This is a genomic window from Isoptericola sp. NPDC055881 (assembly GCF_053615895.1).
Window position 1 is genome coordinate 46756 of record NZ_JBSHCR010000011.1, and the last position, 18379, is coordinate 65134.

An 18379-nucleotide genomic window follows, 5' to 3' on the forward strand; every position below is an offset into this window, starting at 1 on the left:
CCCTCCTCACCTGAGCCGGCGCGGACGTACCGCCGCGCGCTGGACGTTCTCTCCGGCCTTCACCGCGTCGAGGTACCCCTGCCACGACAGCAGGGCCGCCATCGCGGCGTCGAACTTCCGGTCCGGGTGGATCTTCCCGAGGATGAACATCGGGTCGCCGTTATCGTCGACGAAGTTCGTCTTCGCCTGCCCCGCGTTCGCGATGTGCCGGCCGAAGTCCTCGTGCAGCGGGTCGTCCGCAGTCCAGCCGACGGCGCCCGACGCGATCGCCTCCTGGAAGGCGCGGATCGCGTAGGCCGTCGTCTTGTAGCGGTTCGTCCACCACTCCTCGACGCGGCCCTTGTGCTCGCCGGCCCACGTGCCGACCTCCGTCACCCAGTACGGCGGGTCGCAGTACATGCGCCACACCTCGTACTGGTCGAACAGCTCGTCGACCTTCTGGTTCACCTCGCCCTCGGGGACTTCCCAGTCCTCGACGTCGAGGTCTCGCTCCCAGATCGCGGCGAGCTCCTGCGTGCCCGTCGCGAGCTCGGTGACGACGAACGCCGTCGAGTCACGCCGGCGGGCGCCGTCGAAGCCGACGACGACCTTCGCGCCGCGCGGAATCCGCGTGCGCGCCGCGCCGTCATCGTGGCCCCCGACGCGCGCCAGCTCGCGCCACCGCTTCGTGTCGAACGCCTGCTGGCCCGACCGCACCCAGCGGTTCAGCCACACCCGCTCCAGGTACGACGTGTCCGCGCCCGGCCGGTCCCACTTCGACGCGATCTCGTCGAACTGCCCCGGCCCGAACTCGCCGGCCGGGCCGGTCGCCTCAGAGACCGCCACGATCCGCTCGGCCTTCACCGTCAGGTCGTGGCCGCCGTCGTCCGACCGGTACAGGTAGAACAGGTCCGGCCGCTCGATCTTGCCGTCACGGATCGCCTCAGCCTCCGTGTGCACCTGCTCCGCGACCGAGCCCTGCCCGAGCTCGCCCGCCGTGCCCACGTACAGCGACCACGGGTCGTCCAGCGGCCGCTTCGGGAGGTTCGCGTCCATCGTCTGGTGCGCCTCGAGCTGCCGCGGCAGGTACAGGCGGTGCGGCTCGTCGAAGCAGTTCAGCGTCGTGCGGGCGCCATCACGTGACCCCGGGCTGTTCGCCAGCGGGACCGCCTTGCCGTCCGCGCGCCCGTACTCGTCGAGCCGGACGATGCGCTCCTGCGACACGTCGAACAGGTCCGCGTCGGGCCCGTTCTCGATGATGTACGTCAGCGCGCCGAACGCGAGCTCCTCCACCTGCTCGACCGTCACGGCCAGCATCGGGATGTACGGAGACCGCACCGGCCGGCCCACCGGGTTCCCGCTCGCGTCCCAGCCGTCGAACCGTGTCGGGCCCTCCGGGTGCAGCTCGCAGAACGCGACGAGCGACATCTTCTCGGTCTTCGCCAGGCCCTTCCGCACGGACAGCCCCACGCGCTTGAAGCGGCGCCGCCCCTCCCACGGGTGGCCCTTCGGGTAGACCTCGAACGCCCGGTACAGGAACGCCCGGAACTCGGGGTCGATCTCGTACGCCTGCCCCTGCAGCGAGCCCGGCCCGTAGACCGCACGCTCCTCGATCAGGTCGCAGATCTGCGGGCCCAACGTCGGCCAGTACTCCTCGTCGGGCCCAGGGACGACCAGGAGCACGTCAGCCGACGAGGCTCAGACCCCCGCGAGGGTCCTCGTCTCCGCCGTCCTTCTTCGGCCTCTGCGTCCGCGGCACCTGACGACGGCGCTCCCCACGATCCTCCGCCTCGTCGGCACGCTCGATCTCCGCGCGCAGCGACATCAGCGCCTTCGGGTTCAAGCCCAGCCGGTCGGACAGCATGCGCGACTCCTTCGCCGCGTCGAGGTCGCCCTGCTCCGCCCGCACCTTCCACCGCACGTACTGAGCGACCTCGCGACCCGCGTGCGACTCCTCCCAGATCACCGCCTGCGGCGTCGCCCACAGCTCCGTCCACAGCGCGACCTCGGCGTCCGTCGCCTGCTCGATCTGCAGCGACAGGGTCGCGACGAGCATCTCGTTCTTGTTCAGGTCGCGGCGCAGACGACCCTTCGTCCGCCCGTCCTCGGCCTCGTCGAGCTGCACCTGCAGCGACGCCACACGATCACGCGCCAGCTCAAGCCGCGCCGTCATCGTCACGTCGGGCTGCAGCGGCCACGCCGGCGCGGAGCCCGCACGACCCTCCGACGGCAGCGTCCGGAAGCCGGCCTTCGGGTTGTTCCGCCGAGCGCGCACGCTCGGATGCTTCGGGCCAGGACCAGGCATGACGACCTCCCATGACGGGGGAACGAACGGGCCCGCCCATGTCGGGTCAGCCCGGAGCCAGCGCCTGCCGGCTGTTGCACGAGCGGCACAGCACCGCGAGACGCGACGACGTGCCACCCAGCGCGACCGCGGTCGAGTGCGCCGCAGTCAGATCGTGCGAGGGATGCGCCGGACGCTCCCACCCGGGACACACCCAGCCGTGCTCAGCCACCCACGCCGCGACAGCCTGACGCCGCCGCTCACGCTCCCTCGGGTTCCGAGCCGCCACCGAGCTCGGCGACAGCGGCCGCCGCGAGTGCTCCGCGCAGTACGTCCTGCCGACGACCCGCGCCTCACACCCCGTCCGACCACACCGCTTCGGCGCTCTCGGCACGGCGCCTCCCGGGGCGAACTATGACCACCACCAGGAACCCTCCGAACCCGTACAGCAGAAAATCTGCAGACCCCAGCGGTACAGCCGTGGGGTGGGGGGAGGGGGTGGTGGCCCCGGCCTCCGGCGGGAACGCGGAACGCCCCGGGCCGTGTGGGCTCGGGGCGTTCTGGTTCCGGGGTCGGTGAAACCTCGGAGGCGTTGCACCCAGGATAACCACACGCGTGTGATTTCGCTGGTGGGCGCGCGGTCGCGTCAGGGGGTCGGCGTGTGGCTCTCGCTCTGTTCGGCGAGGAGGGTTGCCCACGGGGTGGTGTCGATGCCGACGGCGTGCAGATCGCTCTCGACTGCCGGGGACATCTGCTTGAGGGCTGCGAGGTGGAGCAGGGCATACAGCGTGTGATCGTCGAGGAGGGCGGCTGCCTTCGCCATCTCGACGGCCTGCTCGAGGTGGGCGAGGTAGGCGGCGTGGGTGTCGGTGCAGCGGGTGAGCTCGGTGAGGATGGGCGTCTCGGGTCGCTGGTCTGCGTCCACTCGCTGCCAGCCGAGGGCGTGCATGATCCGGTCGGTGGTGCTCATGGCCGCCACGACTCGTCGTAGTCGTGGTGCTCGGCATAGGGCAGGGCGAGCACGCGGAGCGTGCGGTCCTTCTGCGCTCGGGCAGCCTCGGCCTGGCGTGCGTCCCACTGCCCGGCGGGGTCAGCCCAGTACGCCACGATGTGCCGTTTGGCCTCGACCTCGGCCCGCACGCGATCGGGGTGGATGGTGACGAGTGGCCGCCCTCCCGTCCGATCGAGCACGTCCGGGTGGGAGTCGACGATCAGCTCCCACGGCGAGATCTCCCGGGTGATCACACCTCGTTCGAGATGCAGCTCGGCATCCCGCACTGCGGCCTCGTCCTCGTCCAGCCGCGCGGTCAGGAACTCGGTGATGGTCATCGGTCCTCGTCCTCCTCGGCGATCATGGTCGCGCCGCATGCGCACCGCAGCGTCACGGCTCGGGAGCAGAGCGTCTGCTCGGAGATCCAGACGTGCTCGTGCGGAATGTAGATGCGGGCGTCGTCGTGGCGTTCGGGCTGGACGCTCTCGCTGGCGGTGAGGGTGTAGACCTCGCCGGTGTCGCCGCTCGTGATGCGCACCTGGTCGCCGGGTTGCGCGGTGCGGGCCCAGTCGCCGAGCTGCTCGATCCAGTGGGTCATGCGACGGATCCTTCCACTCGGGTGGTGATGTCGCCGAGGCGGTAGAGCGGGGCGCCGCGCACGTCGGTGCCGGCGGGGGTGACGAGACCGCGGTGGATCCAGGAGCGGAGGGTGGCGGCGTTGAGTCCGGTGTGGACGCGGCGGGCCTGCTCGGTGGTGACGAGCGCGTCGGGGTGGGTGGCGGGGAGCTGGGCGTGGACGAGCATGTTGGTGTGGTGGAGGCGGGCTTCGTTGGGCCATTCCATGCGGCAGCGGGTGCAGCGGCGGACGTCGTCGAGGCCGTCGGTGGTCCAGTCGCGGATGATGCGGCCGCCGCAGTGGACGCAGGGGACGGGCTCCTTCTCGGGCGCGATGCCGAGGAGGCGGCGGACGGTGGCGCGGACCTGCAGGGCCTCGGCGTGGTAGTCGGCCCAGGCTGAGTCGGCCTGGTTCTGCATGGCCCAGAGGGTGCGGTCGAGGAGGTAGCCGAGGGGGTCGCCTCCGGTGGTCTCGTCCCGGGTGGTGGCCCACGTGTCGGCCCATCCGTGGAGGATCTTCACGGCGTCGTCGGGGTGCTTGACGGCGGCGATGCGGGTGTCCTCGGGGTCCTCGACGATCTGGTCGAGGCCGAAGGGGAGGCGTGCGGCGTCGTCGCTGGTGGTGATCTTGTCGCGGTCGTAGCGGATGGCGCGGAGGTTGACGAGCTGGACGCCGAACTCGAACGTGGTCATCCACTCGGCGACGTCGGAGACGATGCGCTTGGCGCGGGTGACGCACCGGTCGCAGACGGTGTTCGCGGTGTTGAGGGGCTCGCCGCACTGGGTGCACGGGCTGGTGGTCTCGTCGCACTGGGTGCAGGCGAACAGGCCGGTGTCGGTGGGCGTCCACTCGTGGTGGCAGCGGGGGTCGGTCATGCGTGGTCCTCCTGGTGGGTCCCGAAGCCGATGGTGGGGCGCTCGATGTGGGGGTCGGCGCGTTCGACGAGCGCGTCGGTGGTGGACTCGTGCTGGTCGGTCTTGTCGTGGCGCTCGCGGTGGATGTCGAGGGTGAGCGCGAGGCGGATCCTCATCGGGTCCTCCCTGCCCATCGCGCGAGGGCGGCCGCTGCCTGGACCCCTGCACCGAGGAAGCTCCTGCGCACGTCGTGCTCCGCCCGGTGGAACTCGCGGGCGGCGGCCGTGATCGTGTCGAGCTCGGGGCCGTGGAAATCGCAGGCCGCGCATCCGGCGAGGAGGTTCGGCCTGCGCGGCTGGCGCAGGCGGGCGATCGCCTTGCGGAACCCGGTGAGGTCCGGGGTGATGTCGATGCTGATGATGTCGTCTCTCGGCGTGCTCATCACTCGCCCCTCTCGGCATGGCCCCGCAGGTCGAGCAGGGTGGCGACAGGGACTGCCGCGACGGGGTAGTCGCTGCCGGGGTAGTACATGACGGCCTGGAGCGGCAGGGCCTCCCGCAGAGCCTCGGCCTTCACCTGCCGGTCGTGCTCGGCCAGCCCTCGCTCGAACTCCGAGAGGGCGTCGATGGCGGTCAGGATGCGCTCACCCGGAGTCTCGCCGGTCGCCTCACGGACGCGCATCCGCGTGTAGGCGTCCGCCATCTCGTCCGTCGTCGGCGTGTAGTCAGCCACGGTCGTCCCCCTTCGGGTCGAACAGGTCGAGCACGACGTCGGCGTCATCACGCCACTGCATCCAGTGGCCCTCCCGTGCGCACTCCCCGGGCGTGTCCTCGTGGAAGTGTGCGAAGGTGTCGACGTCCCGGTCATGCAGGGCCCGCGCGATGTCGTCGCGGTGCTGGCGCAGGGCGTGCGTGGCGGTGTCCGCATAGTCCCGGAACATCGCCGTGAGGATCGGGTCGCGGCTCGGGTTCCAGTCATCGGCCAGCGCCTCGGCCACGGTCTCCTTCGGCGTGCTCATCGCGCACCACCTGTCGTGCCGCGCCGCCACGTGTTCCCGTGCCCGTCGTCGTGCGCGACGGCGTCGGGGTGGCCGGCGGTGACGATGCACGGGCCTGCGAGGCGCAGGTCCGACACGTAGTCGCCGCAGGGCTGGCCGGTGAAGATCTCCCGCAGGAGGCGCACGGCGGCGTCCTCGGCGGGCTGGCTGGGGGTCATCGCAGCGCCTCCTGTGCGCACTTCCAGCACGGCCGCCCGTCAGCCGGGTGCGTGCTCATCGAGTAGATGCCGTCGTAGATCCCGACATGGGTCACGTAGCGCGCGTTGGCGTCCGGGTCGTCGTTGAGCTCGTCGCGGTAGGTGCCGAGTCGTCCGGAGGTCATGGCTTGCTCCCGGTGTAGGTGGCGCTGGCAGCGACGGTGATGACGATCGACTCGTCCTCCACGGAGACCGTGAACCTGTCGTCGCACCCCGAGCGTTCGGGGTAGTTCGTCGCGATCCACTGGTCGACGATGCGGATCGCGTCCGTGAGGTCGCGGGCGACGGCGGGGCGCTCGTCGACGTCGATGTGGAACTGGACGAAGGTCTTGGTGACCGTGACCTGCTTCGGCTGGTACATCAGCGGGCCTCGATTCCGCCGGCGAGGTAGAACATGCCCGTCCGCGCCCGCTTGACGGCGCGCAGGACGTCACGTCGCCGCGTGTACGCCTCGGCGCTGTCCGCGACGATGCGCCCGTTGCGGGCTTTGAGCCGCCACCGCCAGCCGTCGGTGGCCTCGTAGATCTCGATCCTCATCGGGTCTCCTCGAGCTCGGGCCAGGCGACCTTCGCCATGGCGTCGGTGTGGGTCTTCGGCAGGTCGTCGATCGGGTGGCCGAGCGCACGGGCGCCCATGGCCGCGAGCACGAGCGCGTCGGCCTCGTCGTTGCCGCGGGTCTCGACGTCGGGGTAGCGGCGCACGACGGCGGCGAGCACCTCGTCCTTGCCCGCGTTGCCCTTGCCGGTGGCGTACTTCGCGCGCGCCGTCGGCGTGACGACGGCGACGGGGATGTCGCGCACGAGGAGGTCGTGCACGACGAGCCACCAGAGCCCGGCGCGCTCGGTCGCCTGCCCGCTGCGCGACGAGAACGCGAGGCCCTCGACGACGGCGAGGTCGGTGCGGGTGCGGGTCCAGTCGCGAACTGCGTCGCGGATCTCGTGGAGGCGGCGGGCCCGCGCGCGAAGGTCGTCGCCGGCGGGCTTCGTGCGGAAGCGGTCGCCGAGTGCTGGCTGCACCGCGTCGGGGACCACGGAGGCGATACCGGTGCTCGTCAGGGACAGGTCCAGGCCGACGATCTTCATCGTGCGTCCTCGCGGTCGTTCGCCGCGGCGCGCTGGACGTCGTCGGTCGGGAAGGCGGTCTGGCAGTGCTTGCACGTGCGCACGGGGCGGCCGCTGTGGTCGCCGGCGTGGTGGTCGGCGCGGCACGCGGCGCACCAGTGCGACAGGAAGTGCTCGGGGCAGCGGCCCTCGGTCTCGCTCATCGCGGGTCTCCCTCGCCGGGGCGGATCGGCTTCGTCAGGCACCCGCACGCGCACTGCGCACCGTGGGCGAGCCGCGCGAGCTCGGCCGGCCGGGGCGCCGCGACGAGCACGGGACGGTCCGGCTGGACGCCGAGCGTCGTGCACGCGGCGCTCGCGGCCTGCTCGTGGTCGCCGGTGTTGCCGTACGCCTCGATGTACGCGCGACGCCACGCGATCTCGCGGGCCGGGTCGCCGTCGAGGGACTGCGGCACCTGCACCGACGGCATGCCGTCGAGGTGCCGCTTGCGCCTCGTGCGCACCATGGCGCGCACGTCGCCGGGCGTGACCCACCGCTGCTCGCTCGTGCGGGTCGCGATCAGCTCCGTCGCGGCGGCCTTGGCGGGCTGGAACGGGACGTCCGTGAGGGCCATGTGCCAGACGGCGCCCTGACCCTCCATCGCCCCGATGAGGCCGGCCCGGTTGAGGACGGTCACGAGCGTGGTCGCCTCGGCTTCGTTCACGGCTGCCCTCCTTCGAGCTGGCGCAGCGGGATGACCTGTCCGCGCTGGGCGTCATTCGCCTGCGCCTTCGCCATCTCGCCGCGCAGGATCTGCATCTGCCGGTCCGTGGGCGTCTTCGTGGGGAGCGCCTGGATCTCGCGCCACTCATCGATGCGGGCCCGGAGCGTGCCCTTGCGGTGCATCCCTGTGATGAGTCCGGGGATGGAGCGGACGCCCGGGTCGGCCTTGAGGTGCGCGAGGAAGTCGCGTCGTTCGGCGGCGCTCATGCCGTAGGACGCGAGGATGTTGTTCGGCGAGAGCTCGGTGTCGTCCGGCGGCGCCTGCTCGTCGGGTCGCCCCTCACCTACTGCAGGTGCTCTACGTACTGAGTTTCGGGTCGGGTCGGGTCGGGTCGGGTCGGGAGGATTCGCCCCCGACTCGGGTACCTGATCGGGTCCCGATCGGGTACCCGATGCCTGGCAGAACTCGCAGTCGGGCACGAACAGCTTCCGGCGCACGTGCCAGCGGACGTGGTTCCCCTCGCGTCCGCCGTCCGACTCGGCAGCCCGCTTCGCCTTCTGCGACGCGCCGTCGGGGTTGTAGTGCTCCCAGTCGTGGAACTGCCAGCCGGCGTCCACGACCTCCCAGAGACCAACCTTGACCAGGCATGCAGCCTCAGCCTTCGTCCCGTCGAGGTACCCGAGCAGGTCCGCCGGCACTCGTCCGTCGTTCTCCTGGTCGGAGCACCAGGAGAGGGCCGTCGTCCAGAGCGAGCGGGCGCCCTTCGTCGCGCGGCGCCACTTCACGGAGCCGTGCAGCTTGTCGTCGATCTTGCCCCACACCATCAGGCGGCCCTCCTCAGCGGTCGCCCGACGTCGTAGGCGAACGTGTCGGCCTCGAGCGCGTCGAGTCGTCGCGCCTGGACGTCGGGGGTGTCGCCGTGTCGCGCGATGATGCCGGGCAGCATGCGGCGCGCCTCGGCGATCGTGACGGCCGTCGCGATGACGGAGACGTCGCGGTGCTGCTGGCGCCGGGCCGCGAGGCGGTCGGCCTCGTGCTGGGCGCGGTACGCCGCGATCTCCTCCTCGGTGGTGCTCACGCCGGCACCTCCTTCGGGGTTGCGGTGGCGGCGAGGATCCCGTCGCGCACCCTCTCGATCTCCTTCACGACGCGGCGCAGAACGTCGAACTCGTGCAGTGCGTACCGGCCGGCGAGCGCGCGGCGCGCCCCCGCGAGGTCGGCGTGGTCCCGCAGGAGGGCGGCGACGTCGGCGAGGTCGAGGTCCGTGGCCCGTTCACCCGCCCACGACTGCTGCTCGTACCCGTCGTCGGAGTGCGTGGTGACCACCTGCCCGACACCGAGCGCCTGGTGGATCAGGTCGAGCTCGGCCTGCAGGGCGGCGACGTCGGGAACGACCTGCAGGCGGCGCGCGACGGCGGCCTGGATGTGCTCGTCATTGGCGGCGTAGATCTTCTGACGCGCTGCCTCCACCTCGTCGCGGATCGCGTCGGCGCGGAGCGTGTCCTGCCGGGCGATGATCGACCGGGTCGCGGCCCACGACGGCGTGCGGTCCGCGTGCCGGCGGGCCGCGGTGACGACCTGCATGCGGGTCTTCGACCGGCCGGGGACCATGAGGCCCCACCCGTCGGGGAGCTCGCCCTCCTGGACGACGCCGGGCACGGTGACGAGCCACCACTCGTGGCACTGGTCTGCCCACGCGTCGGCCTTGCCGGGCTTGTTCAGCTCGTTGAGCCAGTCGGAGCGGGAGGCCTTCACCTCGTGGCCGACGAGCATGCGGCCCGACGTGCCGGTGAACCCGACGTACAGGGCGTCGCACCGCGTCGGGTGCGTGCCGCCGTTCCACCCGACCTCGGGGAGGAACACGCCGCCGGGGAGCGGCGCGCCCGGCTTGATGTAGTGGCGGCGCAGGCGGGTCATGAGGTCGGCCGTGATCGCACGGTCGGAGGGCTTCGGCTCGATGCCCTCGAACAGGTCGGGGGTGCCGGTCATGCCGCCACGTCCTCTCCGGTGATGGCCGCGACGACGGTCGCGACGAGGTCGCGCGCCGCGGGCGGGGTGACGGCGTTGCCGGAGAGCTTCACCTGCTCGCGGCGGTTGCCGACCATGCGGTACTCCCGCGGGAACGCCATGGCCTGCTTGATCTCGTCGGGCTCGAGCATCCGGAACCGGACGTCGTCGAGGTCGAGCGTCGGGCGCTCGGCCTGCAGCACGGACTGGTGGCCCGCGGTGGTCACGGTTCGCACGGGCTCGTGCGCCGGTGTCGTCATCTCCGCGCCGCCGCCGTTGTTCCGGTGGATGAGCGCGTGGTGGTTCCCGGACGCCGTGACGGTGGCGAGCGGGTCCGCCGCAGGCCGGGCCGTCGACCCGCCGCCGCGGAGCTCCGCGAGGAACGGTGGGAACGCGAGGCCCGTCTCGTTGCGCGTCGTCTGCGCGCGCATCGCGGCCTCGGTCGACGTCGCGACCTTCCCGTCGCGGCCCTCGACGGGCACCGCGAGCGGGTGCCACGCGAGCGCCTTCGACTCCCGCGTGTGCATCGTCTGCGTCGGGTCGGTCAGCGGCCACGCCCGGTAGTACGAAGACGGGTCGCCGAAGCTGGGGTGCTTCGGGTCGGCGGCGTCGTACGGGTTGCCGCCGTGCTCGGCGAGGATCGGGCCCCAGTACCGCTCGATGCCGACCTGGATGCGGCGCATGGTCTTCTCGGCGAGCGGCTTGTCCCGGTCGCCGAGGCGGACGCCCGGGTTCGACCAGTCGATGATCGACGCGGCCGGGAGCCACGCCGGCTCGACGACCTCGTTGCGGCACGCGGCGTTCGGGCACCGGTAGAGGTACTGCTGCCGGTACCGGCCCGGGCGGGTCTGCCCGTTGCCCTGCTTCCACCACTGCATGGCGTCGACGACCTCGTCGCAGCGCGGGCAGTACGCCCGGGGCCGCTGCATGCGCTCGAAGTCGGGGGCACGCTCGCCCTCGCGCCAGAACGTCACGTACACGCGGTCGCGGGACTGCGGCGCCGGGGCGCCGTACGCCTGCGCGTGCATGCTGTTCATCGACACGATGCGGTGCCGGTAGCCCATCGAGTACATCGCGGCGAGCCACGCCTGGAACAGGCCGCCGCGGACGCCGGTCGGGCTGGCCCAGTCGACGACCTCGACGACGTTCTCGACGAGCACCGCGCGGTACCCGTGCGCCTCGGTGAAGCGCACGACGTCCCACATGGTCGCCCGGGACCGCTCGGCCGCCTCGTCGGGCAGCACGTCGCCGAACAGGTCGGCCTGCTTCGGCGCCTTGCGGCCCTTCGCGCGGGAGTGGTTCGTGCACTCGGGCGACGCCCAGAGGATGTCGGTGCTCGGCACGTACCGCGGGTCGGTGTTCGAGATGTCGGCCTGCAGGTGGTCGACGTCGGGGTGGTTGCTGTTGTGGGTCTCGATCGCCTTGTCCCAGTGGTTCGCGGCGAGCCGGACCTGCACGCCGGGCACGCTGACGGCTCCCGTGGAGCTGCCGCCGGCGCCGCAGAACAGGTCGGTCATGGTGAGGTTCGCGGTCACGCGGCCACCACCGCCCGGGCGCGGAGGATGCGCTTGCGCTCGAGCCAGCTCGCGCCGCCCCAGACTCCCTCGCGGTAGCCGTTGGCGAGCGCGACCTCGAGGCAGGCTTCGCGGATGGGGCAGTGGGCGCAGACGGCCTTCGCGGTGCGCGTGCTGCCGCCCTTCTCGGGGAACCACGCCTCGGGGTCGGCCTGGGCGCAGAGGGCCATCTCGGTCTGCTCGGCCGTGAGGGTGGCGACGGGCGTCACGACGAGGGGCGCGTACTCGGTCATGACGCGTCACCGCCCCCGGCGACCGGCTCGGGCCCGCTGAGGAGCGCCTCGATGCGGTTGAGCACGCCCCACGCGTCAAGCTCGCCGGCGGCGACGGCGGTGCGCGCGTCGTCGAGGTCGGCGCGGAGCCGCTTCACGGACAGCAGCTGCGGCGGGCGGCGCTTCGCCTTCTCGACGGTGGCCGCCGCAGGGTCCTCGGGCGGAGGATTGAGGATGGCGCGCACCTTCGCCTGGCTGATCGCGACGTCCTCGGCGATGCGCGCGATCGACATGCCGGCGTCGCGCATGGACCGGATCGCGCGGGCGGTGTCCTCGTCGGCCATGCCGCGGCGGCGGGTGTTCTCGTGCACGGCGGCGCGGAGCCACTCGTCGTCGGCGAGGGCGTCGGGGTGCACGATCGCGGTGATGCGGTCGAGGCCGGCGTACCGGGCGGCGGCGACGCGACGGTGCCCCTGGCGGACGCGGAGGGTGTCGCCGCGCTGCTCGAGCACGACGGGCGTGAGGACGCCGAACTCCTTGATCGACGCGGCGAGGTCGCGCAGGTCGCCGAGGTCGACGCGCACGTTGTGGGGGTGGAACGTGATGTCGTCGAGCCGGACCCGGCCGGCGACGGGGCCGCGGGCGGTCACGACTCTGCCCCGGTGGTGTCGGCGGGCGGCTCGGCCGCGTCGCGCTGGGCGGCGTCGGCCTCGAGCGCATCGATGACGCGCCGGGCCTCGTCCTTCGTGAGCTCCTTGCGGGACCCGACGACGCGGCCGACGGTCTGGGTGACGAACGACAGGGCGTGGTCGCGCTCGATGATCCCGGCCCCCTTCATCAGGGCGGCGATCTTCGACTGCTGCGCCTGCGACGCGAGGTCCGGCTCGGCGTCGGCCTCGTGCTCGACGACGCGGCCGGCGGAGATGACGTCGGCCGCGGACTGGCGGACGCGGCGCGGGGCAGGCCCGGCGGGCTCGCTGTCGGCGTGCTGCAGCTCGTCCTCGACGTACAGGCCGGCGAGGTCCTGCGGGAACGCCATGCGCCAGGCGAGCGCCTCGGCGCACTTCGCGAGCTGCCCGGCGGGCCGCTGCCCCCACATCCGGGTCAGGTCTCCCTGCCGGGTCGTCTGCTTGTACTCGTCGAACAGGGCGACAGCGGTGAACGGCTGCCCGTCGCGCTTGATCGTGACCCGGGCGGCGATCGGGTACCCCCACGCGCCAGTCCACAGCGGGAGCCACTGCCCGTCGTCGCGCGCCCACTCGGGGGCGCCGACGGCGATCTGCTCGCCGGTCTTCGCGGCGGCCCGGCGGCCGATGAGCCTGTACCCGTCGATGCCGGTCTGGATGGTCTGCTTGACCTTCTTCACCCACTGGCCGTTCTCGTCCTTCTCGGACGACGGCCGGCCGATCATGTAGATCTGGCGGGCGAACGGGTCGAGGCCGGTGCGCTTGACGACGTGGAAGAACACGGCGAGGTCGCCCTCGCTCGCGCTCTCGACGCCGAGGTGCGTCAGCGCGGACACCTGCATGTCGGTGAACCCGGTCTGCGCCGGGTCGATGGCGAGGTCGGTGCTCGCCGTCGTGGTGGTGATCTCGGTGCTCACGAGAGGTACTCCTCGGGGTCGATGTCGGCGGCGGCGTACCAGGCGGGCGGGCGCAGGGGCGTCACGCCGGCGGGGTAGCCCGGCCACTGGGCGGCGGCGGTGCAGGCGACGAACAGGTCGACGGCGGTGCGGCGTCGGGCTTCGCCGATCGCCAGGAAGTCGGCGTCGAGCTCGACGACGGACACGAGGTGCGGGTCCGTGGTCTCGACGACGACGTGGAGGAACCGGTGCGGGGTGCCGCGGAGGATCTCGGCGGCCGCGCGGTAGTGGGACGCCTGGACGTCCCAGCCGAGGTTCACGGCGTACCGGGGCAGGTGCCGGGGGTCGGCCGTCTGCCCGGTGGTCTTGACGTCGACGGCGATGGGGACGTCGGCGAGGAGCCGGTCGAACCGGCCCTTGCACTCGATGCCCGTCTCGGGGTCGTCCCAGAACGCGCTCGCCTCGGAGTTGCCGGGCGCTTCGAGCAGGGCTCGGGCGTCGTCGTTGGCGAGCACGGCGTTCGCCATGCGCTCGACGGCGGCCCACTCGTCCGGCTTGATCGGGACGAGTCCCTCGGCGCGGGCCCCGGCGATGAACTCCTTCGCGTCCTTCGTGGACGCGGCACCGTTCGACGCGAGCTTCTCGGCGGGGATGACGGCGACGTCGAGGCCGGCGCCGAGCACCTTCGCGTGGACGGCGTGCCCGAGGTCGAACGCCTTCTTGTCGGTGCGGTGCCGGCGCTCCCAGTCGAAGCGGGCGGGGGACTCGAGCAGGTGCTTGAGCCCGGTGGAGGACAGCCCGGGCGCGGCGCGGTACTCCGCGTCGGGCATGTCGAACGCGATCGCTGGGGCGGTGGTTGCGGTCATCGCCGGCCACCTCGCTTGCGGTCGCGGTCGTGCCAGTCGCTGCCCCACGCGGTGAGCACGAGGAGCGCGAGGCAGACGATGGCTCCGGTCCATTCGGCGGCGTCCATCAGTCGCGCACCTCCTCGTGCTCGGCGTCCCGGAGCTCGCGCAGCGCGTCGCGGTACTCGGCGCGCGCCTCCTGGAGCTCGGCACGCGACGCGCTGCCGTAGTTGTGGAACAGGCGCTCGACGCGGCGCATCTCCGTGCGCGCAGCGTTCACGCGGGCCTGGGCGGTGTCGACGGCGGTCATCAGGTCCACCTCCCGGCGCACTCCTCGCACCCACACGCCTCGTCGGCACTGCTGTGCAGCCAGTCGACTTCGCCGACGGCGACGTCCGGGGTGCCGTACACGCCCATCCGCACCTGCGCGACGTGGTCCCCGGTGAGCCAGGTGGCGGTGAAGTCCTGGCCTCGGCCGGGGCGGATCTCCTCGGCCCACACGACCGTCCAGCGGGCGAGGTCGGTGGGGACGTCCTCGTTGGTGACGTGGCGCTGGACCTCGGCGACGGCGGAGGGCCAGTCCCGCGCCTGTCGGGCGGTCATCTCGCTCATGCCGTCACCCCCCGCCGGGCGAGCACGAGCCGCGCGCGCATTCGGCGCCGCAGCCGCTTCTCCTGGCGCGTGGAGCGGCCGCCGTGCGCGCTGATCCGCTCCCGCAGGGCGGCGAGTTCGGCCTCGACGGCCTGGGCCGCGGCGTTCACCGGACGTCACCGCCCATGCGGACGACCGCGAGCTCCGCCTTCTTCTCCTCGAGCCGCTTCGTCTCGCCGCGGTGGGCGAACCCGCGCCGGTTGATGCGGCCGAGAAGGTGGCGGATGTCGGCGATGATCGCGGCCTCGCCGGAGACCTGCTTGAACTCCTCGGTGCGCTCCTGCCGGGTGCTCATCACGCCGCCGCCTTGGTCTTGGGCTCGGCCGGGTCGAGCAGCGCGAGCCACTCGTCCTTGCGCGACGTCTCCTCGCCCTCTCCGGCGAACCGGACGGGGACGATGAGCCCGACGAAGTCCGCGCCCACGCGGACGAGCCACGGGCTGTTCGGGTGCCTCGTCGGCGTGATCGTGATCGGGGTGTGCAGGGGCTGGCCGATGCGGAACTCGGCGAGGAAGTTCGGGTTGACGTTCATCGCCATCGCCTCGGCCGGGGGCTTCGCTTCGAGCGCCTCACGGACGAGGTGGTCGACCCTCGGGTACTCGCCGCCGGCGAGGGCGAACCGGAGCGACGCGCCAGTGATGGCGCCACGCTCGGTGTCGAAACCGTCGGCGATCTCGACGTGGAGCTGGTCGCCCTCGACGGTGAGGCGGAGCACCGGGTTGTGCACCTTAGTCGCACGGAACACGGTGCGGATGTGCTTGATCGCGACCACCGGGATCGCGGCTCGGAACCCGTCGTCGGCCTGGACGGTGTCGCTGATCGCGAGCCGCTGGAAGCCGATCTTGTAGCGGTCCGTCGCGAGCGCGGTCACGTACTCGCCTGCCTTGCGGACGAGGACGGCTTCCAGGATCTGGGTGCTGAACGCGCTGCCGCGCTCGGCGTGCGGGATGACGGGGGCGACGAGCGCGCCGAGCTCCTTCGCGCTGATGGTGAGGGTCGGGTTCGTCGGGGTCTTCTTCTTCGCGGTCATCGCTTCTCTCGCTTCTGCTCGTCGGCTTCGGCGGCCGCGCCGTCGGTGGCGCGGTCCCGCTCGGCCCAGTGCTGTACGGGGGTGTGCCGCTCGGAGTGGCGGCGTGCGCTGCGGAGCTCGTCGCGCTCCCAGTCGTTGCTCATCCGCGCCACCGGCCGTCGGTCGTCAGGCCCTCGTTGCGCGCGAGGCGCTCGACGAGGTCGTGGTGCCGGAGGTGGTCGAGGTAGCGCGTCAGGCGCCGGGGGGACCAGCCGAACTTCCGGGCGACGCTGGACAGCGACCACCCGTCCTCGGCCATGACCTCGACCTGCGTGATGCGGTCCTCGCGCTTCTGCGCTCGGGTGCGCCGGTTGTGCTCGGCGAAATGGCCTACGTCCCGCGACTCGGTGCTCATGACCGCCCCCAGAACTCGGCGGCGGGCACGGGCTCGACGTCTGTGCAGCGGTGGTCGAACCCGGGGCTGATGTCGGACCGGTCGCAGAACGGGCCGTGAAGGAAGTAGTGCTTCCACGGGCCGGGCTCGTAGATCGGTCGGCCGCCGGCGCCCTCGCCGACGACGAGGTCGTTCCGGTGCGAGTGCCAGCCGCCCGCGTTCCCCCGCCACCAGACCTCGCCGCAGACGCACGCGGTCGAGTCGTGCAACGGGTTGTAGCAGCCGGGGATGTGCTGCCCGGCGGCCTCGCACGTGAGGCGCTGGTCGATGTCGAGTTTCGCGTCGAGGCTCATGACCGCCTCCGTCCCAGCTCGGCCGCCGGGGGGAGCGTGGCGCGCAGGTTGGCGACCGCGTTCTCGAGCCGGTGCAGGGCGTGCGGCGTGAGGAGCACGGGGTGAGTGCCGTGCGCGTTCCAGGCGGCGACGTCGACGAACCGGATCGCCTCGTCGAGGAGGTGCCGCAGCGCGTTCGAGATGTGCTGCTCGAACGGCATGGCCCGCTCGACGACCTGCGCGGGGGTCGGCTCCGACTCGTCGCTCGTGTTGAGCGCGGACATCGCTGCCGTCAGGGCGGCTGCCCCAGCCATGGCATCGGCCGTCGAGATGCCCATGCCCGCGGGGAGCGTCCTGGGCTCGGTGGTGCTCACGACGCGCCTCCCCGGATGAGGAACCACTCGACCGGGGGACCAGCGAGGAAGTCGCGTGACGGGTGCGGGTCGTGCACCATGCGCGTCTCCACGAACCCGGGCAGGCCCGGCTCGATGTACGCGACGACGGCGTGCAGCCAGTCACCGCGAGGGCTCGGACCGGTGGCGATGACGTGGCCCTCGTAGTCGGTCGGGGGCCCGTTCCAGAACTCGCCGCGCATGTCACGCTCGGCGAGCCAGTCGAGGGTGGCCTGTGCGAAGTAGCCGCCGTGCTCCTGGACGAAGTGGGGGACGTCGGCAGGCGGGATGTCGAGCACGCACGCGATGGCGGTCCGCCAGCAGTCGCCGACGACTTCCTCGCCCGGACCGGCGTTGTGGAGCTGGTCGGCGGGGATCATGACGCACCGTCCAGCAGGTGCGCCTTCGCGGCCCGGAGGTCAGCGATCAGGGCGTCGCGGACCTGGGGCACCCGGTTCTGGTCCCACATGGTCGCGGCGAGCACCTTGAACCGGGGGTCGACCTGGCGGCCGATGAACACGGCCCGGGCCTGCTCCTCGACGTCGATGGACTCGAACACGACGCGCGCGAGCCGCGCCTTGTACGGCGGGTCGACCCTGCCGCCGAGCGGCACGGTCATCATCGCCTCGATGGCGCGGTCGACGGCGCTCACCGTCCGACCTCCTCGGTCAGCTCGAGCGCGATCGCGTCGAGCATCGAGGCGGCGTAGTCGTCGGGGTCGTCCTTGAGCGAGTCGCGGTGGCGGTCGATGACGTCGATCGCCCACCGGATCCCGTCGCGGCGGGCTTCCGCGTCCGCGAGGGACAGGAGGCTGTTCGGGAGTGCTCCCTCCTGCTCGTGCGCGACGGCGAGGCCCACGGTCATGGCCACGTCGATCCCGGCCTTCTCGAGGAGCCCTGCACCGGCGCGGAGAGCAGAGACGCCTGCCGTGGGCGGGGCGGGCTGAGTACCCGTGCCGCTGAGCGACGCCTTGATCTCCTCGGAGGTCTCACGCCGGCTGAACCACTCGGGCTGCCGTCCGTCGGTCGTCCGCTCGGCGACGTGCGCGTGGTCGGTGCGGAAGGACACCGCGGGCAGGCCGGAGAACGGGGCGCGGCGGGTCGGGACGTCGCTCATCGGTCCGCCTCCTGCAGGAAGACCTCGACCTCAGCGACCATGGCGGGCGCCTCGCGGAACGCCTGGCGCTCGGCGAGGTACTCCTTCGCCTTGGCCCACGCGGCGAGCGCGTCGTGGTAGATCGGCGTGTCGGGGTCGGTGGCTCCGACGGTCTGCAGCCACGACCGCAGCTGCGCCTCCTGGTGCGCGGCGGCGGTGACGTCACGCCAGGCGCGGACGGTGCGGCCGCTCATCGCGCTGTGGCACTCGTGGTCGCCGGCGTGGTCGGGGGCGAGGGTGCACCAGTACGAGCCGATCTCGGCGTCGTCGTACCGGTCGTGGCACATGTCGCGGTTCGCGTGGACGGCGGACTCGATCTGTGCGGGGTCGATGTGGCCCGGGCGGGCGGGGTGGTCGGCGCGGCCCTCCTCGATGAGGGTCCGGACGAGCCAGGAACCGAGCCTTCGGATCGGGTTCATGAGACACTCCTTGGTGATGTAGTGACCCCGCCCGGTTCCTAGGCCGTGAGGCGGGGTTGCTGCTTT

At 72.1% G+C, this 18379-nt stretch carries 38 protein-coding genes; all 38 read right to left on the reverse strand.

Features of this window, described 5'->3' with window-relative positions:
* Positions 1-6: 6 nt before the first annotated feature.
* Positions 7-1662: a hypothetical protein gene (locus tag ACWGKI_RS05645; protein ID WP_452185357.1), complete on the reverse strand. Its 1656-nt coding sequence runs from the start codon at positions 1660-1662 to the stop codon at positions 7-9.
* A 1-nt stretch (position 1663) separates the two neighbouring features.
* A complete protein-coding gene (locus ACWGKI_RS05650; RefSeq protein WP_452185359.1) occupies positions 1664-2254 on the reverse strand; it encodes a hypothetical protein in 591 nt (196 codons plus the stop codon).
* A gap of 655 nt (positions 2255-2909) precedes the next feature.
* Positions 2910-3233, reverse strand: coding sequence for a hypothetical protein (locus ACWGKI_RS05655; RefSeq protein ID WP_452185361.1), 324 nt, complete (start codon positions 3231-3233; stop codon positions 2910-2912).
* A complete protein-coding gene (locus tag ACWGKI_RS05660) occupies positions 3230-3592 on the reverse strand; it encodes a DUF6221 family protein (protein WP_452185363.1) in 363 nt (120 codons plus the stop codon). The genes ACWGKI_RS05655 and ACWGKI_RS05660 overlap by 4 nt, the downstream gene beginning before the upstream one ends.
* Positions 3589-3852: a hypothetical protein gene (locus tag ACWGKI_RS05665; RefSeq protein ID WP_452185365.1), complete on the reverse strand. Its 264-nt coding sequence runs from the start codon at positions 3850-3852 to the stop codon at positions 3589-3591. The genes ACWGKI_RS05660 and ACWGKI_RS05665 overlap by 4 nt, the downstream gene beginning before the upstream one ends.
* Entirely contained in the window at positions 3849-4745 is an 897-nt protein-coding gene (locus ACWGKI_RS05670; protein ID WP_452185367.1) for a hypothetical protein, read from the reverse strand. The genes ACWGKI_RS05665 and ACWGKI_RS05670 overlap by 4 nt, the downstream gene beginning before the upstream one ends.
* Positions 4742-4900 (reverse strand): hypothetical protein, encoded by a 159-nt coding sequence (locus ACWGKI_RS05675; protein WP_452185369.1) that lies wholly within the window; start codon positions 4898-4900, stop codon positions 4742-4744. Before ACWGKI_RS05675 ends, ACWGKI_RS05670 begins: the two co-directional genes overlap by 4 nt.
* Positions 4897-5166 (reverse strand): hypothetical protein, encoded by a 270-nt coding sequence (locus tag ACWGKI_RS05680; RefSeq protein ID WP_452185371.1) that lies wholly within the window; start codon positions 5164-5166, stop codon positions 4897-4899. Before ACWGKI_RS05680 ends, ACWGKI_RS05675 begins: the two co-directional genes overlap by 4 nt.
* Positions 5166-5456 carry a hypothetical protein gene (locus ACWGKI_RS05685; protein WP_452185372.1) on the reverse strand — a complete coding sequence of 97 codons (291 nt, stop codon included), beginning with the start codon at positions 5454-5456 and terminating at the stop codon, positions 5166-5168. Before ACWGKI_RS05685 ends, ACWGKI_RS05680 begins: the two co-directional genes overlap by 1 nt.
* Positions 5449-5742, reverse strand: a complete 294-nt coding sequence (locus ACWGKI_RS05690) for a hypothetical protein (protein ID WP_452185374.1) — start codon at positions 5740-5742, stop codon at positions 5449-5451. Before ACWGKI_RS05690 ends, ACWGKI_RS05685 begins: the two co-directional genes overlap by 8 nt.
* Positions 5739-5939: a hypothetical protein gene (locus tag ACWGKI_RS05695; protein WP_452185376.1), complete on the reverse strand. Its 201-nt coding sequence runs from the start codon at positions 5937-5939 to the stop codon at positions 5739-5741. Before ACWGKI_RS05695 ends, ACWGKI_RS05690 begins: the two co-directional genes overlap by 4 nt.
* The gene (locus ACWGKI_RS05700) at positions 5936-6103 is read right to left on the reverse strand and encodes a hypothetical protein (protein WP_452185378.1); all 168 of its coding nucleotides are present in this window, start codon (positions 6101-6103) and stop codon (positions 5936-5938) included. The genes ACWGKI_RS05695 and ACWGKI_RS05700 overlap by 4 nt, the downstream gene beginning before the upstream one ends.
* The gene (locus tag ACWGKI_RS05705) at positions 6100-6339 is read right to left on the reverse strand and encodes a hypothetical protein (protein WP_452185380.1); all 240 of its coding nucleotides are present in this window, start codon (positions 6337-6339) and stop codon (positions 6100-6102) included. Before ACWGKI_RS05705 ends, ACWGKI_RS05700 begins: the two co-directional genes overlap by 4 nt.
* Positions 6339-6515, reverse strand: a complete 177-nt coding sequence (locus ACWGKI_RS05710) for a YegP family protein (RefSeq protein WP_452185382.1) — start codon at positions 6513-6515, stop codon at positions 6339-6341. Before ACWGKI_RS05710 ends, ACWGKI_RS05705 begins: the two co-directional genes overlap by 1 nt.
* Positions 6512-7060 (reverse strand): hypothetical protein, encoded by a 549-nt coding sequence (locus ACWGKI_RS05715; protein WP_452185384.1) that lies wholly within the window; start codon positions 7058-7060, stop codon positions 6512-6514. The genes ACWGKI_RS05710 and ACWGKI_RS05715 overlap by 4 nt, the downstream gene beginning before the upstream one ends.
* Positions 7057-7242, reverse strand: coding sequence for a hypothetical protein (locus ACWGKI_RS05720; protein WP_452185386.1), 186 nt, complete (start codon positions 7240-7242; stop codon positions 7057-7059). The genes ACWGKI_RS05715 and ACWGKI_RS05720 overlap by 4 nt, the downstream gene beginning before the upstream one ends.
* Positions 7239-7742 carry a hypothetical protein gene (locus ACWGKI_RS05725; RefSeq protein WP_452185388.1) on the reverse strand — a complete coding sequence of 168 codons (504 nt, stop codon included), beginning with the start codon at positions 7740-7742 and terminating at the stop codon, positions 7239-7241. The genes ACWGKI_RS05720 and ACWGKI_RS05725 overlap by 4 nt, the downstream gene beginning before the upstream one ends.
* Entirely contained in the window at positions 7739-8566 is an 828-nt protein-coding gene (locus ACWGKI_RS05730; RefSeq protein WP_452185390.1) for a hypothetical protein, read from the reverse strand. Before ACWGKI_RS05730 ends, ACWGKI_RS05725 begins: the two co-directional genes overlap by 4 nt.
* Positions 8566-8820, reverse strand: a complete 255-nt coding sequence (locus ACWGKI_RS05735; RefSeq protein ID WP_452185392.1) for a hypothetical protein — start codon at positions 8818-8820, stop codon at positions 8566-8568. Before ACWGKI_RS05735 ends, ACWGKI_RS05730 begins: the two co-directional genes overlap by 1 nt.
* Complete coding sequence (locus tag ACWGKI_RS05740; RefSeq protein WP_452185394.1) at positions 8817-9731, reverse strand: hypothetical protein; 915 nt, start codon at positions 9729-9731, stop codon at positions 8817-8819. Before ACWGKI_RS05740 ends, ACWGKI_RS05735 begins: the two co-directional genes overlap by 4 nt.
* Positions 9728-11284 carry a DNA cytosine methyltransferase gene (locus ACWGKI_RS05745; protein WP_452185396.1) on the reverse strand — a complete coding sequence of 519 codons (1557 nt, stop codon included), beginning with the start codon at positions 11282-11284 and terminating at the stop codon, positions 9728-9730. Before ACWGKI_RS05745 ends, ACWGKI_RS05740 begins: the two co-directional genes overlap by 4 nt.
* Positions 11281-11556, reverse strand: coding sequence for a WhiB family transcriptional regulator (locus ACWGKI_RS05750; RefSeq protein WP_452185398.1), 276 nt, complete (start codon positions 11554-11556; stop codon positions 11281-11283). The genes ACWGKI_RS05745 and ACWGKI_RS05750 overlap by 4 nt, the downstream gene beginning before the upstream one ends.
* On the reverse strand, positions 11553-12185 hold the full coding sequence (locus tag ACWGKI_RS05755; RefSeq protein WP_452185400.1) for a ParB/RepB/Spo0J family partition protein: 633 nt from the start codon (positions 12183-12185) through the stop codon (positions 11553-11555). Before ACWGKI_RS05755 ends, ACWGKI_RS05750 begins: the two co-directional genes overlap by 4 nt.
* Positions 12182-13138 (reverse strand): recombinase RecT, encoded by a 957-nt coding sequence (locus ACWGKI_RS05760; protein WP_452185402.1) that lies wholly within the window; start codon positions 13136-13138, stop codon positions 12182-12184. Before ACWGKI_RS05760 ends, ACWGKI_RS05755 begins: the two co-directional genes overlap by 4 nt.
* Positions 13135-13983, reverse strand: a complete 849-nt coding sequence (locus ACWGKI_RS05765) for a PD-(D/E)XK nuclease-like domain-containing protein (RefSeq protein WP_452185404.1) — start codon at positions 13981-13983, stop codon at positions 13135-13137. Before ACWGKI_RS05765 ends, ACWGKI_RS05760 begins: the two co-directional genes overlap by 4 nt.
* Before the next feature lie 106 nt (positions 13984-14089).
* A complete protein-coding gene (locus ACWGKI_RS05770) occupies positions 14090-14272 on the reverse strand; it encodes a hypothetical protein (protein ID WP_452185406.1) in 183 nt (60 codons plus the stop codon).
* Positions 14272-14574, reverse strand: a complete 303-nt coding sequence (locus ACWGKI_RS05775; protein WP_452185408.1) for a hypothetical protein — start codon at positions 14572-14574, stop codon at positions 14272-14274. Before ACWGKI_RS05775 ends, ACWGKI_RS05770 begins: the two co-directional genes overlap by 1 nt.
* Positions 14571-14723, reverse strand: coding sequence for a hypothetical protein (locus tag ACWGKI_RS05780; protein ID WP_452185410.1), 153 nt, complete (start codon positions 14721-14723; stop codon positions 14571-14573). The genes ACWGKI_RS05775 and ACWGKI_RS05780 overlap by 4 nt, the downstream gene beginning before the upstream one ends.
* Complete coding sequence (locus ACWGKI_RS05785; RefSeq protein ID WP_452185412.1) at positions 14720-14908, reverse strand: hypothetical protein; 189 nt, start codon at positions 14906-14908, stop codon at positions 14720-14722. Before ACWGKI_RS05785 ends, ACWGKI_RS05780 begins: the two co-directional genes overlap by 4 nt.
* Positions 14908-15642 (reverse strand): hypothetical protein, encoded by a 735-nt coding sequence (locus ACWGKI_RS05790; RefSeq protein WP_452185414.1) that lies wholly within the window; start codon positions 15640-15642, stop codon positions 14908-14910. The genes ACWGKI_RS05785 and ACWGKI_RS05790 overlap by 1 nt, the downstream gene beginning before the upstream one ends.
* On the reverse strand, positions 15639-15785 hold the full coding sequence (locus tag ACWGKI_RS05795) for a hypothetical protein (RefSeq protein WP_452185416.1): 147 nt from the start codon (positions 15783-15785) through the stop codon (positions 15639-15641). The genes ACWGKI_RS05790 and ACWGKI_RS05795 overlap by 4 nt, the downstream gene beginning before the upstream one ends.
* A complete protein-coding gene (locus ACWGKI_RS05800) occupies positions 15782-16036 on the reverse strand; it encodes a hypothetical protein (protein ID WP_452185418.1) in 255 nt (84 codons plus the stop codon). Before ACWGKI_RS05800 ends, ACWGKI_RS05795 begins: the two co-directional genes overlap by 4 nt.
* Positions 16033-16368 (reverse strand): hypothetical protein, encoded by a 336-nt coding sequence (locus ACWGKI_RS05805; protein ID WP_452185420.1) that lies wholly within the window; start codon positions 16366-16368, stop codon positions 16033-16035. Before ACWGKI_RS05805 ends, ACWGKI_RS05800 begins: the two co-directional genes overlap by 4 nt.
* The gene (locus tag ACWGKI_RS05810) at positions 16365-16721 is read right to left on the reverse strand and encodes a hypothetical protein (protein WP_452185422.1); all 357 of its coding nucleotides are present in this window, start codon (positions 16719-16721) and stop codon (positions 16365-16367) included. Before ACWGKI_RS05810 ends, ACWGKI_RS05805 begins: the two co-directional genes overlap by 4 nt.
* Positions 16718-17119: a hypothetical protein gene (locus ACWGKI_RS05815; RefSeq protein WP_452185424.1), complete on the reverse strand. Its 402-nt coding sequence runs from the start codon at positions 17117-17119 to the stop codon at positions 16718-16720. Before ACWGKI_RS05815 ends, ACWGKI_RS05810 begins: the two co-directional genes overlap by 4 nt.
* On the reverse strand, positions 17116-17391 hold the full coding sequence (locus tag ACWGKI_RS05820) for a hypothetical protein (RefSeq protein ID WP_452185426.1): 276 nt from the start codon (positions 17389-17391) through the stop codon (positions 17116-17118). Before ACWGKI_RS05820 ends, ACWGKI_RS05815 begins: the two co-directional genes overlap by 4 nt.
* Positions 17388-17855, reverse strand: coding sequence for a hypothetical protein (locus tag ACWGKI_RS05825; RefSeq protein ID WP_452185428.1), 468 nt, complete (start codon positions 17853-17855; stop codon positions 17388-17390). The genes ACWGKI_RS05820 and ACWGKI_RS05825 overlap by 4 nt, the downstream gene beginning before the upstream one ends.
* Complete coding sequence (locus ACWGKI_RS05830) at positions 17852-18313, reverse strand: hypothetical protein (protein WP_452185430.1); 462 nt, start codon at positions 18311-18313, stop codon at positions 17852-17854. Before ACWGKI_RS05830 ends, ACWGKI_RS05825 begins: the two co-directional genes overlap by 4 nt.
* Positions 18314-18379: the final 66 nt, after the last annotated feature.

Coding starts and splice junctions, on each gene's coding strand:
- ACWGKI_RS05655 (WP_452185361.1), bottom strand. CDS start 3,233: ATGAGCACCACCGACCGGATCATGCACGCCCTCGGCTGGCAGCGAGTG.
- ACWGKI_RS05660 (WP_452185363.1), bottom strand. CDS start 3,592: ATGACCATCACCGAGTTCCTGACCGCGCGGCTGGACGAGGACGAGGCC.
- ACWGKI_RS05665 (WP_452185365.1), bottom strand. CDS start 3,852: ATGACCCACTGGATCGAGCAGCTCGGCGACTGGGCCCGCACCGCGCAA.
- ACWGKI_RS05670 (WP_452185367.1), bottom strand. CDS start 4,745: ATGACCGACCCCCGCTGCCACCACGAGTGGACGCCCACCGACACCGGC.
- ACWGKI_RS05675 (WP_452185369.1), bottom strand. CDS start 4,900: ATGAGGATCCGCCTCGCGCTCACCCTCGACATCCACCGCGAGCGCCAC.
- ACWGKI_RS05680 (WP_452185371.1), bottom strand. CDS start 5,166: ATGAGCACGCCGAGAGACGACATCATCAGCATCGACATCACCCCGGAC.
- ACWGKI_RS05690 (WP_452185374.1), bottom strand. CDS start 5,742: ATGAGCACGCCGAAGGAGACCGTGGCCGAGGCGCTGGCCGATGACTGG.
- ACWGKI_RS05695 (WP_452185376.1), bottom strand. CDS start 5,939: ATGACCCCCAGCCAGCCCGCCGAGGACGCCGCCGTGCGCCTCCTGCGG.
- ACWGKI_RS05700 (WP_452185378.1), bottom strand. CDS start 6,103: ATGACCTCCGGACGACTCGGCACCTACCGCGACGAGCTCAACGACGAC.
- ACWGKI_RS05705 (WP_452185380.1), bottom strand. CDS start 6,339: ATGTACCAGCCGAAGCAGGTCACGGTCACCAAGACCTTCGTCCAGTTC.
- ACWGKI_RS05710 (WP_452185382.1), bottom strand. CDS start 6,515: ATGAGGATCGAGATCTACGAGGCCACCGACGGCTGGCGGTGGCGGCTC.
- ACWGKI_RS05715 (WP_452185384.1), bottom strand. CDS start 7,060: ATGAAGATCGTCGGCCTGGACCTGTCCCTGACGAGCACCGGTATCGCC.
- ACWGKI_RS05720 (WP_452185386.1), bottom strand. CDS start 7,242: ATGAGCGAGACCGAGGGCCGCTGCCCCGAGCACTTCCTGTCGCACTGG.
- ACWGKI_RS05730 (WP_452185390.1), bottom strand. CDS start 8,566: ATGGTGTGGGGCAAGATCGACGACAAGCTGCACGGCTCCGTGAAGTGG.
- ACWGKI_RS05740 (WP_452185394.1), bottom strand. CDS start 9,731: ATGACCGGCACCCCCGACCTGTTCGAGGGCATCGAGCCGAAGCCCTCC.
- ACWGKI_RS05750 (WP_452185398.1), bottom strand. CDS start 11,556: ATGACCGAGTACGCGCCCCTCGTCGTGACGCCCGTCGCCACCCTCACG.
- ACWGKI_RS05765 (WP_452185404.1), bottom strand. CDS start 13,983: ATGACCGCAACCACCGCCCCAGCGATCGCGTTCGACATGCCCGACGCG.
- ACWGKI_RS05770 (WP_452185406.1), bottom strand. CDS start 14,272: ATGACCGCCGTCGACACCGCCCAGGCCCGCGTGAACGCTGCGCGCACG.
- ACWGKI_RS05775 (WP_452185408.1), bottom strand. CDS start 14,574: ATGAGCGAGATGACCGCCCGACAGGCGCGGGACTGGCCCTCCGCCGTC.
- ACWGKI_RS05785 (WP_452185412.1), bottom strand. CDS start 14,908: ATGAGCACCCGGCAGGAGCGCACCGAGGAGTTCAAGCAGGTCTCCGGC.
- ACWGKI_RS05790 (WP_452185414.1), bottom strand. CDS start 15,642: ATGACCGCGAAGAAGAAGACCCCGACGAACCCGACCCTCACCATCAGC.
- ACWGKI_RS05795 (WP_452185416.1), bottom strand. CDS start 15,785: ATGAGCAACGACTGGGAGCGCGACGAGCTCCGCAGCGCACGCCGCCAC.
- ACWGKI_RS05800 (WP_452185418.1), bottom strand. CDS start 16,036: ATGAGCACCGAGTCGCGGGACGTAGGCCATTTCGCCGAGCACAACCGG.
- ACWGKI_RS05805 (WP_452185420.1), bottom strand. CDS start 16,368: ATGAGCCTCGACGCGAAACTCGACATCGACCAGCGCCTCACGTGCGAG.
- ACWGKI_RS05815 (WP_452185424.1), bottom strand. CDS start 17,119: ATGATCCCCGCCGACCAGCTCCACAACGCCGGTCCGGGCGAGGAAGTC.
- ACWGKI_RS05825 (WP_452185428.1), bottom strand. CDS start 17,855: ATGAGCGACGTCCCGACCCGCCGCGCCCCGTTCTCCGGCCTGCCCGCG.
- ACWGKI_RS05830 (WP_452185430.1), bottom strand. CDS start 18,313: ATGAACCCGATCCGAAGGCTCGGTTCCTGGCTCGTCCGGACCCTCATC.